The 16,114-nt window shown below is 40.0% G+C and carries 13 protein-coding genes and 1 other annotated feature; of the genes, 6 read left to right on the plus strand and 7 right to left on the minus strand.

Annotated features, from left to right (window positions below; genetic code table 11):
• Nucleotide 1 precedes the first annotated feature (1 nt).
• Nucleotides 2-820 carry an amino acid ABC transporter substrate-binding protein gene (locus tag ACPWSO_RS02020; protein WP_426081106.1) on the plus strand — a complete coding sequence of 273 codons (819 nt, stop codon included), beginning with the start codon at nt 2-4 and terminating at the stop codon, nt 818-820.
• Nucleotides 821-977: 157 nt separating this feature from the next.
• Here ACPWSO_RS02020 and abc-f read toward each other — a convergent pair whose 3' ends face one another.
• The 4 genes from abc-f to ACPWSO_RS02040 all read right to left on the minus strand — a co-directional run bounded on the left by abc-f (nt 978) and on the right by ACPWSO_RS02040 (nt 8,544).
• Nucleotides 978-2,585 carry a ribosomal protection-like ABC-F family protein gene (gene abc-f, locus ACPWSO_RS02025; RefSeq protein WP_426081107.1) on the minus strand — a complete coding sequence of 536 codons (1,608 nt, stop codon included), beginning with the start codon at nt 2,583-2,585 and terminating at the stop codon, nt 978-980.
• 347 nt (nt 2,586-2,932) lie between these two features.
• Complete coding sequence (fosX, locus tag ACPWSO_RS02030) at nt 2,933-3,334, minus strand: FosX/FosE/FosI family fosfomycin resistance hydrolase (RefSeq protein WP_426081108.1); 402 nt, start codon at nt 3,332-3,334, stop codon at nt 2,933-2,935.
• Between the two features lie 271 nt (nt 3,335-3,605).
• The gene (gene leuS / locus ACPWSO_RS02035; RefSeq protein ID WP_426081109.1) at nt 3,606-6,119 is read right to left on the minus strand and encodes a leucine--tRNA ligase; all 2,514 of its coding nucleotides are present in this window, start codon (nt 6,117-6,119) and stop codon (nt 3,606-3,608) included.
• A 121-nt stretch (nt 6,120-6,240) separates the two neighbouring features.
• Nucleotides 6,241-6,466: a binding site (T-box leader), on the minus strand.
• Between the two features lie 47 nt (nt 6,467-6,513).
• On the minus strand, nt 6,514-8,544 hold the full coding sequence (locus ACPWSO_RS02040) for a LysM peptidoglycan-binding domain-containing protein (protein WP_426081110.1): 2,031 nt from the start codon (nt 8,542-8,544) through the stop codon (nt 6,514-6,516).
• Between the two features lie 300 nt (nt 8,545-8,844).
• On the opposite strand from ACPWSO_RS02040, the gene ACPWSO_RS02045 reads away from it, so the two are divergent.
• From ACPWSO_RS02045 to ACPWSO_RS02065, 5 genes are all read left to right on the plus strand, one after another.
• A complete protein-coding gene (locus ACPWSO_RS02045; protein ID WP_426081111.1) occupies nt 8,845-9,495 on the plus strand; it encodes a DUF1700 domain-containing protein in 651 nt (216 codons plus the stop codon).
• Between the two features lies 1 nt (nt 9,496).
• Complete coding sequence (locus tag ACPWSO_RS02050) at nt 9,497-10,546, plus strand: DUF4097 family beta strand repeat-containing protein (protein WP_426081112.1); 1,050 nt, start codon at nt 9,497-9,499, stop codon at nt 10,544-10,546.
• 381 nt (nt 10,547-10,927) lie between these two features.
• The gene (locus tag ACPWSO_RS02055; RefSeq protein WP_426081113.1) at nt 10,928-11,578 is read left to right on the plus strand and encodes a phosphatase PAP2 family protein; all 651 of its coding nucleotides are present in this window, start codon (nt 10,928-10,930) and stop codon (nt 11,576-11,578) included.
• 16 nt (nt 11,579-11,594) lie between these two features.
• A complete protein-coding gene (locus ACPWSO_RS02060) occupies nt 11,595-12,563 on the plus strand; it encodes a TIGR01212 family radical SAM protein (protein ID WP_426081114.1) in 969 nt (322 codons plus the stop codon).
• A complete protein-coding gene (locus ACPWSO_RS02065) occupies nt 12,563-13,126 on the plus strand; it encodes a class I SAM-dependent methyltransferase (RefSeq protein ID WP_426081115.1) in 564 nt (187 codons plus the stop codon). Before ACPWSO_RS02060 ends, ACPWSO_RS02065 begins: the two co-directional genes overlap by 1 nt.
• 197 nt (nt 13,127-13,323) lie before the next feature.
• Here the strand turns inward: ACPWSO_RS02065 and ACPWSO_RS02070 are convergent, their stop codons facing one another.
• The 3 genes from ACPWSO_RS02070 to ACPWSO_RS02080 form a co-directional block, all read right to left on the minus strand.
• Nucleotides 13,324-14,247: a sensor histidine kinase gene (locus ACPWSO_RS02070; protein WP_426081116.1), complete on the minus strand. Its 924-nt coding sequence runs from the start codon at nt 14,245-14,247 to the stop codon at nt 13,324-13,326.
• A gap of 1 nt (nt 14,248) precedes the next feature.
• Entirely contained in the window at nt 14,249-14,920 is a 672-nt protein-coding gene (locus ACPWSO_RS02075; RefSeq protein WP_426081117.1) for a response regulator transcription factor, read from the minus strand.
• A gap of 63 nt (nt 14,921-14,983) precedes the next feature.
• A complete protein-coding gene (locus ACPWSO_RS02080) occupies nt 14,984-16,054 on the minus strand; it encodes an acyltransferase family protein (protein ID WP_426081118.1) in 1,071 nt (356 codons plus the stop codon).
• Between the last annotated feature and the right edge of the window lie 60 nt (nt 16,055-16,114).

Below are 16,114 nucleotides of genomic sequence, written 5' to 3' on the forward strand. Positions count from 1 at the left end.
TATGAAAAAAACTTTTTTCTTATTTATTCCAATCGTTCTGCTCCTGACTTTATTTTTTACCGGCTGCAGTAGAAAAAGAAGCAACGCTGATCAGTGGCAGCGAATTGAAACAGAAAAACGCATTATCATTGGTCTGGATGACTCTTTTGTTCCAATGGGTTTCCAAAACAAATCAGGTGAAATTATTGGCTTCGATGTAGATTTAGCAAAAGCTGTTTTTGATTTATACGGCATAAAAATTGACTTCCAGCCGATTGACTGGTCAATGAAAGAAAATGAACTGCAAAATCAAACTATCGACCTTATCTGGAACGGCTATTCCAAAACAGCTGAACGGGAAGAAAAAGTCCTTTTTAGCAACGATTATATGAAAAATGAACAGGTTGTCGTTTCATTAAAAAAGAACAAGATTAATCAATTTTCCGATATGAAAGAGAAAATCCTTGGTGTTCAAAACGGTTCATCTGGCTACCACAGCTTTGAAGAACAGCCGGAAATTCTGAAAAATTTTGTTAAAGATCAGACACCTGTTTTGTATGACGGTTTTAATGAAGCCTTTATGGATTTAAAATCAGGTAGAATTGACGGGCTGCTGATTGATCGAGTGTATGCCAATTACTACCTCTCTCATGAGGATAATCTTTCTAACTACTCTATCGTGACTGGGGCATTTGAAGGAGAGACCTTTGCCGTGGGTATCCGCAAAACAGACCCTGAACTAGCAGATAAAATTAATGATGCTTTTGAAACACTACAGAAAAACGGTCAGCTGGAAAAAATCTCAAAAAAATGGTTTGGCGAAGATGTAACAAGTCATTAGCTTTTCGGACTACATTTAAAAGCTATGCTGAATGATACTGTCATTATCTATAAAAACTTCGTATTTATGATTCCAATAAAAATAACAGCAGCCAGACAGCTGTTCTCAATGAACTGCTTGTCTGCTTCTGCTGTTTTAGTTCTACGATTACTTCTCATTACTTTTCTTGATTCATGATTTCTGCATAGTTTCCAGTCTCTTTAGTAATGTTCTGGTGATCGATTACTAGAAAATGCTGAAACATTTTTTCCAGGAAGAAACGGTCGTGTGAAACGGCCAGCAAAGTACCTTTAAAATCACTTAGAATCTCCTCGACTTCTTCCCTTGTCTCTATATCCAAATGATTGGTAGGCTCATCGAGTAATAAAAAGTTAATCTGCTGCTGCATCAGCTTTGCCAGCTCCAGCCGAATTTTTTCTCCGCCGCTGAGAAACCTGAGCTGCGTCAGCACATCTTCTTTATAAAAGGAATAGCCAGCTAGAATTCTGCGGCTTTCCTGTTCACCTAAAGAGCATTCATACATAAATTCCTGTAAAATCGTTCGCTGAGGCTGTTCATACTGAATCACCTGAGGAAGGTAGCCGATTTTCACATTACTTCCCAAACGAAGTTCTCCATCACTTAGTTCTTCCACTCCCAGAATCAGCTTCATTAAAGTTGTCTTTCCGGCACCATTTCCCCCGATGATGGCTGTACACTCCTGCCAGAACAAGGTAAAACTACTGTGACCAAATAAAGTACGGGAATCATAGCTTTTGGCGATATCCTTAACAATAAGAACTTCCTTTCCAGAACGATCTGCTTTTTGAAAAATACCGCTTCCTAGATTTTGACTATCTACTTTAGGCTTTGGTACTTTTTGCATTTTTTCCAGACGATGTTCCAGCTGCTTTGCTTTTTTAAAGAACTTTTCATTATCGCCCTCATGCCCCCATTGTCTAAATCTTCTGATTGCCAGCTTCATTTTTTGAATTTCCTTCTGCTGTTCTGCAAAATCTCTTCGCAGTTTTTCCAGACGTTCTTCTTTCTGCTGCTTATATGCGGAATAATTTCCTTTATATTCCCAACCAGCACCATCTTCTATCTCAACTATTTTTTCTACAACTGTATTCAAAAACTGCCGGTCATGAGAAACAATCAGGCAGGTCGCTTTTTCATGAATAAGGTACCCTTCAAGCCAATTGATACGCTGGACATCCAGATGATTGGTAGGTTCATCCAACAGCATGACTTCCTGCTGCTGCAATAGAATTCTGGCTAGATTAACAATAGTCTGCTCGCCGCCGCTAAGCTCATTAAAGCGGGAATTCAATAAATGGGCAACTGATAATCCATTTGTAATCATTTCCAGCCGGTTTTCAATATCATACCCGCCAATTCCCTCAAACTCTTCCTGATAACGACCATAGCGCAGCAAAAGCCGGTCAAAATCTGCCTGAGGATTAGCCATCTGCTCTTCCAAATACTTGAGCTGCTTCTGAAGTCCATTGACTTCTTCAAATGAAGCTAGCAGATATTCCCTAACCGTCTGCTCAATTGCTTCTGGGACCTGAGCCAAATACCCGACTGTTGTATTCTTTTGAATACTGATTGTTCCTTTGTCTATTCCTTCAATCCCCGCAATCATTTTCAGAATTGTCGTTTTTCCAGAGCCGTTTGCTCCTACAATTCCAATCCGTTCCCCCTTTTCAATCTTTATATTTAAGTTTTCAAATAATGGATACGTGCTGTAATTTTTTTCTACTCCCTGTAATTGAATCAACATTGTTTTCCTCTTTTCTGCCATTCAGAACCTTGGAAATGTATCTTATAATGATATAAAAAAAGCCACAGGAAAGAAATACCCATGACCTACTACGTTATTTAATTCATTAATCGAATTCGCATGAATAAGTCTGAATGGTCTGTTTATTTGATTATTTTTCTATTTTTGAACACACTTGTCCCTTGATAGAAAAAATTGGAAATAATGTTATAGCAAAAATAAATAAATCCAAGAAAATCAAATACTCTATATGTTATTTTTGACATAACGACCATCACGCTTATTCACCACCTTATCTTTTTCTTATTTTCATATTGTAACATGAGGAGAGAAGCCATGCAATCTGTCTATTGCTGATAACGTCCTAGTCTCTCCTCAAGTGTTCCCGTATGCAGCTCAAATAGGTGGTTATCATAATCGTAAAAATAAATAGAACTGCCTTCTCCTTCAACTCTACTCCGACCATCTTTAAAATCTAAGCCTAACGCCTCGATTTTTCGGATATAGTCATCTAGATCATCCTGCTCAATTTTAAAAGCAACATGATTGTACGTCCTCGTTGGTAAGCTCTCACCTTCCATAACTGCTATCCATAGCTCACCAATTAGAAAAAATTTTTCCTTGGAAACTGAAAAAGTCTGCTCGCCGCTTGAATAAACCTCTTTTGCATCAAATAGTTCTTGGAAAAACCGAGCGGCTTTTTCTATATCCTTCACAATGAATGTCAGATGACTCAAGCCTTCTATCACTATCCCTCCTTAAATATCCTTTTCTTTTAGAGTAAAATTGGTTTGGAACAATAATAAATCCCCAACCTCTTAGTATACCTAACTCAGAATAAACGGTGGTCCCAAAACCGCTTCTTCGAAAATAAGCCGTACTCTATTGAAAATGTATGGAATCATTTTCCTAGAGTACGGCTTATTGCTAAGAAACACAGTGAGGTAGTTGATGTTGAACAGTACCTCTCTGATTCTTGAAGTAAAACACTTTTAGTCCAGCTTTATTTTCTTTATCGTTTTAGTTCGCTACAATATTTACTAGTTTATCCGGAACAACAATTACTTTACGAACTGTTTTCCCTTCAAGAAAGGACTTAATGCCTTCTGAAGCCATGGCTTTCTCTTCCATTTCTTCTTTACTTAGTCCTCTAGCAATAGCCAGCTTTTCTCTGACTTTTCCATTAACCTGCAGTACAATTTCAACTTCATCCTCGACTAGCTGACTTTCATCATATGCCGGCCAGGCAACATAAGCAACGCTGCCTTCATTCCCCAGGATTGCCCATAGTTCTTCACCCAAATGGGGTACAATTGGCGCCAATAGCTGAACAAAGCCTTCCACGTACTCATAAGGCAGAACCTCTGCTTTATTTGCCTCATTAACAAAGACCATCAACTGAGAAATTGCTGTATTGAAATGAAGCTGTTCTAAATCCTCGGTTACTTTCTTAACCGTTTGATGGTAAACTTTTGTCAGTTTTCCATCATTAACTGTGGTAATGCGGTCCCGCATTTTTCCTTGTTCATCTACAATTAGACGCCAAACCCGGTCAAGGAATTTACGGCTGCCTTCCAAGCCATTTTCACTCCAGGCAATCGATGCCTCCAAAGGTCCCATGAACATTTCGTACATACGCAGTGTATCTGCACCATATTTCTCGATAACATCGTCAGGATTGACGACATTTTTTAGTGATTTACTCATTTTGGCTGGAGATTCTTCCAGCTCTTCTCCGTTTTCACTGTTTACCCAGATGCCGTCACGTTTTTCCACCATATCCGTTGGCACTAAAGCACCGCGAGAATCACGGAAGCTTTGACCCAAAATCATTCCCTGATTAAATAATTTTTGATAAGGTTCTTTCGTGGGAACAATACCAATATCATAAAGGAATTTATGCCAGAAACGAGCATACAGCAAATGTAGAACCGCGTGCTCTGCCCCGCCGATATAAATATCCACAGGCAGCCAGCGCTTCAGCTTTTCAGGATCAGCAATCATCTGTTTATTATGTGGATCAATATAGCGCAAATGGTACCATGAGCTGCCAGCCCATTGCGGCATTGTATTGGTTTCACGCCGGCCTTTTTTACCAGTCTCAGGATCAACAACATTAATCCAATCCTCGATATTTGCTAACGGTGATTCTCCAGTTCCGCTTGGCTTAATATCATCAGTTTTTGGCAGTACCAGCGGCAATTCTTCTTCTGGAACAGTTGTTGTCGTTCCATCTTCCCAATGAATCACCGGAATCGGCTCTCCCCAGTAACGCTGACGGGAAAATAGCCAGTCACGCAGGCGATAGCTAGTTTCTGTTTTCCCAGCACCGTGTTCCTCTAACCACTGATTCATTACAGTAATTGCTTCTTCTTTATCCATTCCATCAAGAAACTCTGAGTTGATATGAGGACCATCGCCTGTAAAAGCTTCTTGTTCAACATCTCCGCCGGCTAGGACAGGAATAATTTCCAATCCAAAAGTTTTAGCAAATTCATGGTCACGTTCATCATGTGCTGGAACTGCCATGATTGCACCTGTACCATAAGAAGCCAGTACATAATCAGCAATCCAGATTGGGATTTTCGCACCATTGACTGGATTTACTGCATAAGCACCAGTAAAAACTCCAGTCTTTTCTTTCGCTAAATCTGTTCGGTTCAAATCTGATTTTTTCCCAGCCTCTTCAATATAAGCTTCCACTTGTTCTCTTTGTTCGTCAGTTACTATTTCCTGTACAAGCGCCAATTCAGGGGCTAATACAGAATAAGTGGCACCGAATAATGTATCAGGACGCGTTGTAAAAACAGTAAACTCCTTATCTGTTCCTTCCACTTTAAAGGTTACATTTGCACCTTCAGAACGGCCAATCCAATTTCGCTGCATTTCTTTAATATTTTCCGGCCAGTCAACAAGATCTAAATCGTCCAGCAAACGGTCTGCATATTTCGTGATTTTCAGCATCCACTGACGCATAGGCTTGCGGATAACATCATAACCGCCCCGCTCGCTTTTTCCATCGATAACCTCTTCATTTGAAATAACGGTTCCCAGCTCCGGTACCCAGTTTACAGCTACTTCTGCTTCATAGGCCAGCCCTTTTTCGTATAGCTTAGTGAAAATCCACTGTGTCCATTTATAATACTCAGGATCCGTCGTATTAATTTCACGATTCCAGTCATAGCTGAAGCCCAATGAATTGATTTGTCGTTTAAATGTTTCGATATTTTTCTTTGTAAATTCTGCCGGATCATTTCCTGTGTCCAGTGCATACTGCTCTGCAGGTAGTCCGAATGCATCCCAGCCCATTGGGTGAAGAACATTATAGCCCTGACTTCTTTTCATCCGAGATAAAATATCTGTAGCTGTATACCCTTCCGGATGGCCGACATGAAGACCTTGTCCTGATGGATAGGGAAACATATCCAACGCATAAAACTTTTCTTTTTCAGGATCATCATGGGTATTAAACGTATTGTTTTTCGCCCAATATTTTTGCCATTTTTTTTCAATCTTTTTGTGATCGTAATTCATTTTTCTCCTCCAATTATTCATTTTCAATACATTTGATAAATACTGGTATCCCTTACAGCTGTTATGCACAGGGCGTGTCTTTTACCTGATAAAAATAAAAAACGTCCTATGGAAAACAATCCCATAGGACGTTGAATGCCAACGTGGTACCACCTAAATTTGTCTATCCGCTTTGTTTGAATAGACCTTTAGCGTGTTAACGGACGCCGCCGTTTCTGCCTACTTCAACTCTAATTTTCAGCAAAAATCAACTTCAAGGCGAGTTCAAAAGCTTCTGTGCGCATTTTCACCAGCCATGCGCTCTCTAAAACAGAGTTCTTTCTACTACTCCTTATCATCGTTGTATTGATATATGACGTTATACTAACAAATTTTCAGAAGGAATTCAATCCTTTTACGCAACTTTCAGCTGTTGCCCGATATAAATGGTATCTCCAGATAAATTATTCAACTGTTTGATTCTCTGAACGGTTGTTGAATACTGCTGCGCCAATCCCCATAATGTATCTCCGCTCTTCACTGCATGGGTTTTACTATTCGAACTGCTGGAGCCTCCCGAGTTATTCGAAGAAGAACCAGAGCTGCTGGAGCCGCCGCTGCCTTTTTTAACAACAAGGCGTTGCCCAGGATAAATAATATCTCCGCTGATATTGTTCCAGCTGCGTAGATTAGCAATGCTTACACCGTTTATGTTTGCGATGACCCACAGGCTATCCCCTGATTTTACCGTATAATATGTGTCTGTCGTTGTACCTGTGCTGCCGCCGGAATTATTGTTGCCGCCAGATGAGGATGAACCCCCACCAGTATTTCCGCCAGAGCTGCCGCCGTTGCCTTTTTTGACAATCAGCCGCTGTCCAGGATAAATAATATCTCCGCTGATATTGTTCCAGCTGCGTAGATTAGCAATGCTTACACCGTTTATGTTTGCGATGGCCCACAGGCTATCCCCTGATTTTACCGTATAATATGTGTCTGTCGTTGTACCTGTGCTGCCGCCGGAATTATTGTTGCCGCCGGATGAGGATGAACCCCCACCAGTATTTCCGCTAGAGCTGCCGCCGCTGCCTTTTTTGACAATCAGCCGCTGTCCAGGATGAATGATATCACCGCTGATATTGTTCCAGCTGCGTAAATTAGCGATGCTTACACCGTTTATGTTCGCAATGGCCCACAGGCTGTCCCCTGATTTTACTGTATAGTATGTGTCTGTCGTTGTCCCTGAGCCACCTGAGTTATTGTTGCCCCCAGAGGATGAACCTCCGCCGGTACTACCCCCGGACGAGCTGCCTTTTTGTACAGTCAGCTTCTGTCCTATGTATATCACATCACTGGAGAGATTGTTCCAACTTTTAATGTTGGCAATTGATGTTCCATATCTACTCGCAAGAGCCCATAAACTGTCGCCTGAAACAACTGTATGAATAACATCTTGTGTTGTGCTGCCGCCGGATGATGAGCCTCCGCCAGTATTCCCCCCATTTCCGTTTCCACCTGTATTTCCACCAGTGGACGGAGTATCGTACTGTGTAAGATTGTTTGCCGAAATAATTGAATTCAGTTTTGTACCGTAGCTTGGGTCTGTTGCATACCGACCTGTGAGCCACGCTGTTGCATCTGTATAAGAGTTGGTATTGCTCTTCCATGCACCTGAATAGTAATACACACCAGCCTGAAAAGAAGTGTTTCTCAAGACGTAGGCGTTATCTGCAAATGATTCTGTAAAAGATGGATAGCTTCTAAAAGCCTCATTTTTCACGACCCATTGCCCGTTCAAATACTCCCAAGTATTCATATATACAGATTGACCATTATAACTGCCCTTAATGCCAAATAAATTGTAATAAGGTGCTTGTGACAATGAGCTTGATCCAGAGCCGCTTTCCAGAATTGCCTGAGCAATCATCACAGAAGCGTATAAATCATTAGCGGTGGCTACAGATTTTGCATGACCAGCAATACTTGCAACAAATGAAGATGTTGTTACAGCACTTCTAGCAGAAGCTGCAAACGGGCTGGCTCCAATAATTTCATCCGTTGAAGAAGGTTTCTCTTCTTCCGGCAGTACAGGGGCCTGTGTCTCTTCGCTTTCTATACTATCTGTCGTCTCTGTCGGTAATTCTCCTGTTTCTGTTTCATTCGTTTCTTCTGTTTGTGTGGTCTCTTCTGTAGTTTCTTCAGTTGTTGCTGTCTCTTCCTGTTGAAGCTGTGTTTCAGTCGTTAAACCATCAAGCAACGGGCTAATTTCTGCACTGTTACTTCCACCCTCTGTCGCCTCCACCGCTTTTGGCAGTATAATCGTTGAGCCGGCAATTGATGATAGCGCTAGTGCTGATCCAAGCATTGTCGTGCTTTTTTTCAGCTGTTCCGCTGTGCGATAATTTTGTTCCGCTTTCCTTCTTTCTTTGCGTGATAATTTTTCCATAATTAAGTCCTCCGATAGTAGTAAAAAAGAAAATTACTCAACTAACAGTATACCTTTTTTTAAAAAAAATTAAAAGATATAATCATTCATCAGCTATTTATCTTTAAATTATATAAATCGAATTTGATGTTATATAAGAATTATATTTTTTACTTACTTAACGACTACGACTAAAGACCTATTTCCACCTTTACCTTAGACCGATTTTACTCAAAACCACTTGTTATTCCACCAATTAGAATTTATAGTGTATTTGAGAGAACTACTACAGAAAGATAAAAATGAAATGAGGGAGAACTTATGAATAAAGAACATTTTCTGATTGAACTGAAAATATATTTAAAGCCATTATCCTATCAGCAGCAGGCAGCTGTTTTAGACAAATACGAAGAGATTTTTGACGAACGAATTGCTTCTGGAGAAGCTGAAGAGCAAATTGCAAAAAGCTTAGGCAAACCTCGTTCTATTGCAGAAGAAATTTTACAGGAATTCGATATTGAAGTTCCTGAAAAACGTTTGACAAGAGATGGCTGGCAGGAATTTTCGCCTGTTCAGGATTACGACCCCTATGAAAAAGATATGTATGATCACCCTTACGATGATCACTATGACTACAAAAGACCTGATAAACCTGGTGTTCGTGTGCTGAAGATTTGTGCACTACTGGCATTTGATTTCCTATTTATGTTTTGGATGTTTTTCGCTTTTGCAGCAGTTGTCTTCTCTTGCTGGCTGGCTGCAGTGCTCTTCCTGCTATCACCGATACTTGGTGTCTATTCAGTCATTGTCGGCTTCAATGATGCCGGACTGTTTCAATTATTCTTTAGCGTCTTCTTGTCTGGAGCCGGAGTAATCGGAATAATGATTTTAACTCCATTGACCAGATTGTTCTTTGCATCACTGAAGCGCTACATCAAATGGCATGGAAAAGTGTTCGGAGGGAGAGGATAATATGAAAAAGACGACAATTTTCTTTTTAGCTATTGGGATCCTTGCGATGGGTGTAGGAGCTGTTGGGAGTGCTGTTTTCTACCAACGCGCTAAAACAAGTATGGTAGAAGTAAAAAACGAAGAGTATACTGTTAAAAATACGGATAAAATTAAGGAACTCCACCTGAAGCTATCAGGAGATACTGATTATGTCATTGAATCATCAGCAACAAATAAAATTGAAATGGAAGCACGAAGCAGCGTTACCGAACCATTAAAAGGTTCTTTAGATGTCAATGAATCTGGAGATAAGCTGACCGCCACCGTGAACGGTAGTACTAAAAACAAAGGCACAGATCATTTTCAATTCCGTATGTTTCATATAGAGTCTTCCCATGTAACATTGACTGTACCTTCAGATATTGATCGTGTCGTTGTTGATGGAGATGCGACTGGCAGTGTATACTTATCTAATTTTACAGCAAAAGAGCTGGATGTAGACCTCGATCACTCAGAAATTTCACTTGCTGGCTCAACTGCTGAGAAAGTTAATCTGACAAGTAAAAGCGGCGACATTGATATTTTTGGCGAAGCAACAATTGATGAACTTACTATAAAAAATGATCATGGAAAAATCGATGCCTATGAACTTTCAGGAAATACGATTGATTTAACAACTTCAACAGGTGATATCTATCTGACAAACATTAAGAGTACAACGACTAAAGCTGAATCGAAAAGTGGCGAGTTTCATATTCAGAATCTTCGCGGCGAAGCTGATTTATCTGGGAAAAACGGCTCAATTTACTTGTATGGTGAAGAATGGCCTAAGGAGCTCAAAGCGATTATGGAGCACGGTGATATTGATATCGAACTCTACGAAGAGGTAGAAAACATTTCAATTAAAGCTCAGTCCGATTTAGGTGATGTCAGCATCTTTGATACAGAAAATAATACTTATTCCCGAGGAAAAGACGGTTCAAAATTTGAACTTAAGACAGCAACTGGAGACATCTATGTCACGGGCGTTGGGGCATATCCTGAAGATTACATGGATGATGACTGGGAATAATCTATATTATCCGACCCATTTCTTATCGCTTCTAACTATTAATTAACCCAATCACAAAAAAGAGCTGCGGCAAAAATGGTCAGCTCTGTGAAAAAGCCGAAATATACTGGAAAATAGCCTAGCCTGTTTTCCAGTATATTTCGGCTTTTTTTGAGGAATTTGCGTTTAGATTACATTCTTTCGATTTTAAAAACCGAAAACATCGTTTGTGTCTCCCAGGTTCCAACCCGTTTTCTCTTTTCTTATAGGACAGTCTCAGCAAAAGTTTTTCGTTAACATTTTATTAAACAGAAATCGACAGTTTCTCAAATCTCCTACAATAAGCTATACTGTTATTCGTATGGTTAAATTAATCAAAATTTTTATAAAGGAATCGACGCTATGAAAAACAAACTCTATTACCAATTTGCCGGGAGCTGCTTTCTGCTGATTTTCATTTTTCTAGGCTATTTGGTAAAATTTTATCCTGAATCGCTGCACAACTTCGACCAGGCAGTTACTGGTAGTATTCGAGGTCCTTATCCAGCTCTAAATCAATTTTTCATTTGGTACACAAAGCTAGCGAATCCTTTGACCGTTGCAGTCTTGGCAGTCTTGACTTCCGGGGTTCTGTTCTTAAAGAAATACTACGCAGAAGCAATCTGGCTATTCGCCAATACAGCCTTTGCTGCTGGTGTTCTCAATCCGCTGGTTAAGCTGCTGTTCATGCGTGAAAGACCTACGCTTGAACATCTGGTCATCGAGCACAGCTCCAGCTTTCCAAGCGGGCATTCCACCGGTAGTGTTCTTCTTTATGGTACAATCATTTTATTACTGCCCTTATTTATAGAAAAAAAGATGCTTTGCCGCATCCTGCAGGTAATATTGGGTATCATTATTCTATTTATTGGTATTAGCAGAGTTTATCTGGGTGTTCACTTCCCCAGTGATATACTTGGCGGATTTTCGTTTGGACTTTTCTGGCTGCTGATGACCTACCCTATCTATCAAAAATTACGCTTTACTTTACGCTTCAAAAATAAACAACCTTGAGAAAGAAGAAGATAATATGACTTTATTTCCTTATACAGATGATGCCAATAAACGTTATCATACATGGAATTATGCGTTGCGTAAGCAATTTGGCGGAAAGATTTTTAAAGTACCTGTTGATGGCGGATTTGACTGTCCAAACAGGGATGGGACTGTTGCCAAAGGCGGCTGTACCTTCTGCAGTGTATCAGGTTCCGGCGACATGATTGTGGCCCCTCATGATCCTCTGCCAGTCCAATTTCAAAAGGAAATACAAATGATGCATGGCAAGTGGCCGAATGTTGATCAGTACATCGTCTACTTCCAAAACTTTACTAACACACATGCGCCTGTCGAGGTCATTCGTCACCGCTTTGAGCAGGTGGTCAACGAACCTGGTGTTGTAGGTCTAGCAATCGGTACACGCCCGGATTGTCTGCCGGATGATGTCGTTGATTATCTAGCCGAACTGAATCAACGCTATTATCTTTGGGTAGAGTTAGGACTACAGACAACTTTTGAAGACACTAGTGCAGCAATCAATCGTGCCCATGATTACCAAACCTATTTAGATGGCGTAGAAAAGCTTAGAAAACACGGCATTCGTGTATGTACTCATCTAATTAACGGTCTGCCAGGTGAAGATAGGCAGATGATGCTGGAAAATGTACGGCGGACAATTCTTGATTCAGATATTCAGGGAATTAAGCTTCACCTGCTTCACTTAATGACAAACACAAAAATGATGCGGGACTATAATGAAGGACGTCTACAATTAATGACCCGGGAAGAATATGTTGAAGTAATCTGTGATCAGCTGGAAATGATTCCGCCGGAAATTATTATACACCGTTTAACTGGCGATGCTCCTTACGATTCTCTCATTGGTCCGATGTGGAGCTTAAAAAAATGGGAAGTGCTAAACGCGATAGACAACGAAATGAAAAAACGGGATAGCTACCAAGGGAAATACAATGCCCGAAAAGAAGTAAAGGTGATGATTTAATGCTGCAAACTGCTTTACACTTCAGCCATACGCTGCTGAAAGAGGTTATTGAGCCGGGTAATCACGTAATCGATGCAACGATGGGTAATGGACATGACACAGAACTATTAGCTTCTCTAGTCGGCAGCTCTGGAAAAGTTTACGCTTTTGATGTTCAGGAAACTGCTATTGCCAACACGGCAAAACGGCTTGAAGCTGCTCAGCTCTCCAAACAAGTAGAATTACTTCATCAAGGACATGAAACAATCAGTGAGGCTTTGCCTTCAAATACTACTGTTAAGGCGGCTATATTTAATCTAGGGTATTTGCCAAAAAGCGATAAAGAAATTATCACTCAGCCAGCAACTACAGAAATAGCTGTAAATGCTGTTCTAGAGCGGCTAACAGCCAAAGGGCGAATTATTCTCGTCGTTTATTATGGACATGAAGGTGGAGAACGGGAATTGGAAATGGTTCAACAGCTTTGTCAAAACCTGCCACAAAAGCTCTACAATGTGCTCACTTATCAATTTATCAATCAAATGAACCAGCCGCCTATTCTATATTGTATAGAAAAGAAATAGAAAATCAGCTGCTGATTCCGGCTAAAAGTGACAATAGAACAAAAGTGCTTTACCTAAAAAAATAAGTCAGGCGATACAAAAAATAGCTTCTCCTATTTTCTGTATCGCCTGACTTATTTCCGAAGATATGGTAGCTTTCAGAACACTGTCCATTCGATTTCAAGGGATAAACTCTTACTAGTGTCATCCCCCTCTTTTTAATTACTTTTAGATAATTGAATCATAAATCCTTTTGTATATTCAGGAACTGTATGGACCACAGAGATGGTTCCCCCATGACGTTCAATAATCGTTTTCGTAATGGCTAGTCCTAAGCCGCTGCCTTTTTGACGGGCAGAATCCTTTTGTATAAACGGTAGAAAAATTTCTTCAACTGTTTCCTTACTTAGCCTCTCTCCTGTATCGGCTATGACGACCTCAACAAGATCATTTTTAACAGTTAGCTGAACCAATACCTTGCTGCCGACAGGATTATGGGTATATGCATTCACTAAAAGATTATTAAGTGCTCTTGTCAGTTCTGTACGGTCAGCCTCCAGCCATACCTCTTCTTCTGGAAAGTCCAGCACCAAAGCAATCTGTCGTTCTTCAAACTGGTTATAAAGAGAAGCGACTGATTCTTTCAGCAGCCGTTGCAAATCTAGTTTTTCGAATATAAAAGGATAATCAGTACTTTCAAGCTTTGTATATTGAAACATCAATTCCAACAGCTCATTTGACTGCTTTGATTTTTCATAGATTGTTTTAAGCAGCTCCTTTTGTCTTTCCGGCTCTGCTACTTCCCCTTCTGCCAAAGCCTGTGCAAAGCCCATGACAGAAGTACTAGGTGTTTTAAGATCGTGAGCAATATTTGCAAACAACGTCATTTTCTCTTTTGAATAACGGACATTTTCTTCTTGAATCTTTTTACTAATCAAACGGATAAAGACAAAAAGAAATAGCAAGAAGAATACAACCTTAATCACAATCACACCACCATAGCCAGCCAGCATTAGTGAAGGTCTCTCGTGATACGTATTGGTATAATAGATAAAAACAGTATCAACAATTGTATACAGAATAATCATTGGTATCGTCAAACCAATAAACAGAAATATAAGAAAGCGTCGCAAACCCTTCATCTTACTTCTCCAATCTATACCCCAGACCACGAATGGTCTTGATATTATGCTCACCAACTTTATTTCTCAGCTTACTGATACATACTCGAATTGTATTATCATCCACTACATAGCTGTCTTCCCAGCCGGCTTCAAAAATTTGTTCTTTGGTAAAAACCTGTCCCGGAGAATTCATCAATAAAAACAATACCTTGAATTCAACTGAGGTCAGGGGAATCTCTTCCCCCTGACGAATCAGCAAACACTGTCCCATGTCAAGAGTCAGCTCTCTGACAACGATTTGTTCCGGTTGACGCTGCTGCTGATTCAGTTCATAATTTCTTCGAAGAGCTGCGCGGACTCTAGCTGTTACTTCTAGGGGATCGAAAGGTTTTGTAATATAGTCATCCGCCCCCAGCTCTAATCCAAATATTTTATCGGTTGTATCTATTTTTGCAGAAATAATCATGATTGGGATACTACTTTGCTCACGAATTTTTTTTGTCACTTCAAAACCGTTCAGTTCAGGCATCATAATATCCAATATTATCAAATCAATAGCTTCTTTCTCCAGCACTTCCAAAGATTGCTTACCGTTCGCAGCTTCAAAAATTACAGTTCCGTCGCGTTCCAAATACAGCTTTAGTAAATCAATAATTTCTTTTTCATCATCTGCAATTAGTATATTTGCCATCCTGCCGGTCTCCTTTATATGGTATTAACACAAGGTTACCATAGGAAGCTCGTGCTGACAATTTCAGTTTTGAACATGCTGCGGCTTGATTGCCGGTGCATTTTTACGCGCCCGCAGTTTCCCAGTAATACTGATTATTCCTGTACTTAGCAGATGAGTAACACTCACTACCAGCAGAAACTGAAGTAAACCTGTGGGAAGCAGCCATTGAACTGAAAGCTGTGCCAAAAGCAGCTGACTGAAAAATAAGACAAGCGGATGTAAAAAATAATAATACTTGCTTAATTCCCGCAGTTGTCTATAATTCCAGTTCTTCGGAACCCGCAGAGAAAGCGTCCACAGAAAAAATACTGGACTAAATAATAGCTGGCTGAAAAGAAAATTTGCGTCTGTTCCTGGATTAAAAAACAGCAGCATTCCTTCTAGAAGAGATATAATACTTAGTAAAATCAGAAGACGTCCGGAATATAATTGAATTACCGCTAATTTATTGCCATAATCATGTAATAAGAAGCCTAAAACAATAAATACAAAGCCAAAAAACAGACCGTTTCGTGTTGTAATAAAAAATTGCTGATACAATTTAAACAGATCCCCTAGCATTGTTCCATTTAGCAAACCACTATATGACTCCAGACACCCTAAACTATACAGCACTATGCTGAACCCTAACAGCTTGACATAGCCTAGACGCTTCAGCAGGAAATGAGTCAGAACAAGAGCAAACATCGTTGCTGGAATATACCAGAGATGATAATAGGTTCCTACATAAATCAGTCCGACAAGTAAAGCCACTGGGTAAAGCAAGATTGGCAAGTCAAACTGCTGACTAATCCATTGAAGTCCCAGTGGTAAAAACAACAGACTCCATAACAGGTAAGATTTTCCCATTGTTAGAAGGTAGCGTTGAAGATAGCCTTCTGATTTCGTCATACCCTTTCTGACAAAAAAACCAGCCGTAATAAAAAAGTAAGGAACTGCCAAACGGCAGATAATATTTTTTATAATAAAATTATAGAGCGGGCTGTCCACAACTGCGTCACAGTGAATACAAATGATCATAATTGCCGCTGCATATTTGACTAAATCAATTCCAGTAAAGTTTAATGTTAAGATACGTCTTTGAGTATTCATCCTATCTCCTCCTTTGATAGGTATAGAATACGATTAGACCATTAACCTACTAACAGCCAA

The sequence above is a fragment of the Enterococcus sp. LJL51 genome, assembly GCF_049894025.1.
In the GTDB taxonomy this organism is placed as follows: domain Bacteria; phylum Bacillota; class Bacilli; order Lactobacillales; family Enterococcaceae; genus Enterococcus_L.

Coding starts and splice junctions, on each gene's coding strand:
- ACPWSO_RS02020 (WP_426081106.1), top strand. CDS start 2: ATGAAAAAAACTTTTTTCTTATTTATTCCAATCGTTCTGCTCCTGACT.
- abc-f (WP_426081107.1), bottom strand. CDS start 2,585: ATGTTGATTCAATTACAGGGAGTAGAAAAAAATTACAGCACGTATCCA.
- leuS (WP_426081109.1), bottom strand. CDS start 6,119: ATGAATTACGATCACAAAAAGATTGAAAAAAAATGGCAAAAATATTGG.
- ACPWSO_RS02040 (WP_426081110.1), bottom strand. CDS start 8,544: ATGGAAAAATTATCACGCAAAGAAAGAAGGAAAGCGGAACAAAATTAT.
- ACPWSO_RS02045 (WP_426081111.1), top strand. CDS start 8,845: ATGAATAAAGAACATTTTCTGATTGAACTGAAAATATATTTAAAGCCA.
- ACPWSO_RS02050 (WP_426081112.1), top strand. CDS start 9,497: ATGAAAAAGACGACAATTTTCTTTTTAGCTATTGGGATCCTTGCGATG.
- ACPWSO_RS02055 (WP_426081113.1), top strand. CDS start 10,928: ATGAAAAACAAACTCTATTACCAATTTGCCGGGAGCTGCTTTCTGCTG.
- ACPWSO_RS02060 (WP_426081114.1), top strand. CDS start 11,595: ATGACTTTATTTCCTTATACAGATGATGCCAATAAACGTTATCATACA.
- ACPWSO_RS02065 (WP_426081115.1), top strand. CDS start 12,563: ATGCTGCAAACTGCTTTACACTTCAGCCATACGCTGCTGAAAGAGGTT.
- ACPWSO_RS02070 (WP_426081116.1), bottom strand. CDS start 14,247: ATGAAGGGTTTGCGACGCTTTCTTATATTTCTGTTTATTGGTTTGACG.
- ACPWSO_RS02075 (WP_426081117.1), bottom strand. CDS start 14,920: ATGGCAAATATACTAATTGCAGATGATGAAAAAGAAATTATTGATTTA.
- ACPWSO_RS02080 (WP_426081118.1), bottom strand. CDS start 16,054: ATGAATACTCAAAGACGTATCTTAACATTAAACTTTACTGGAATTGAT.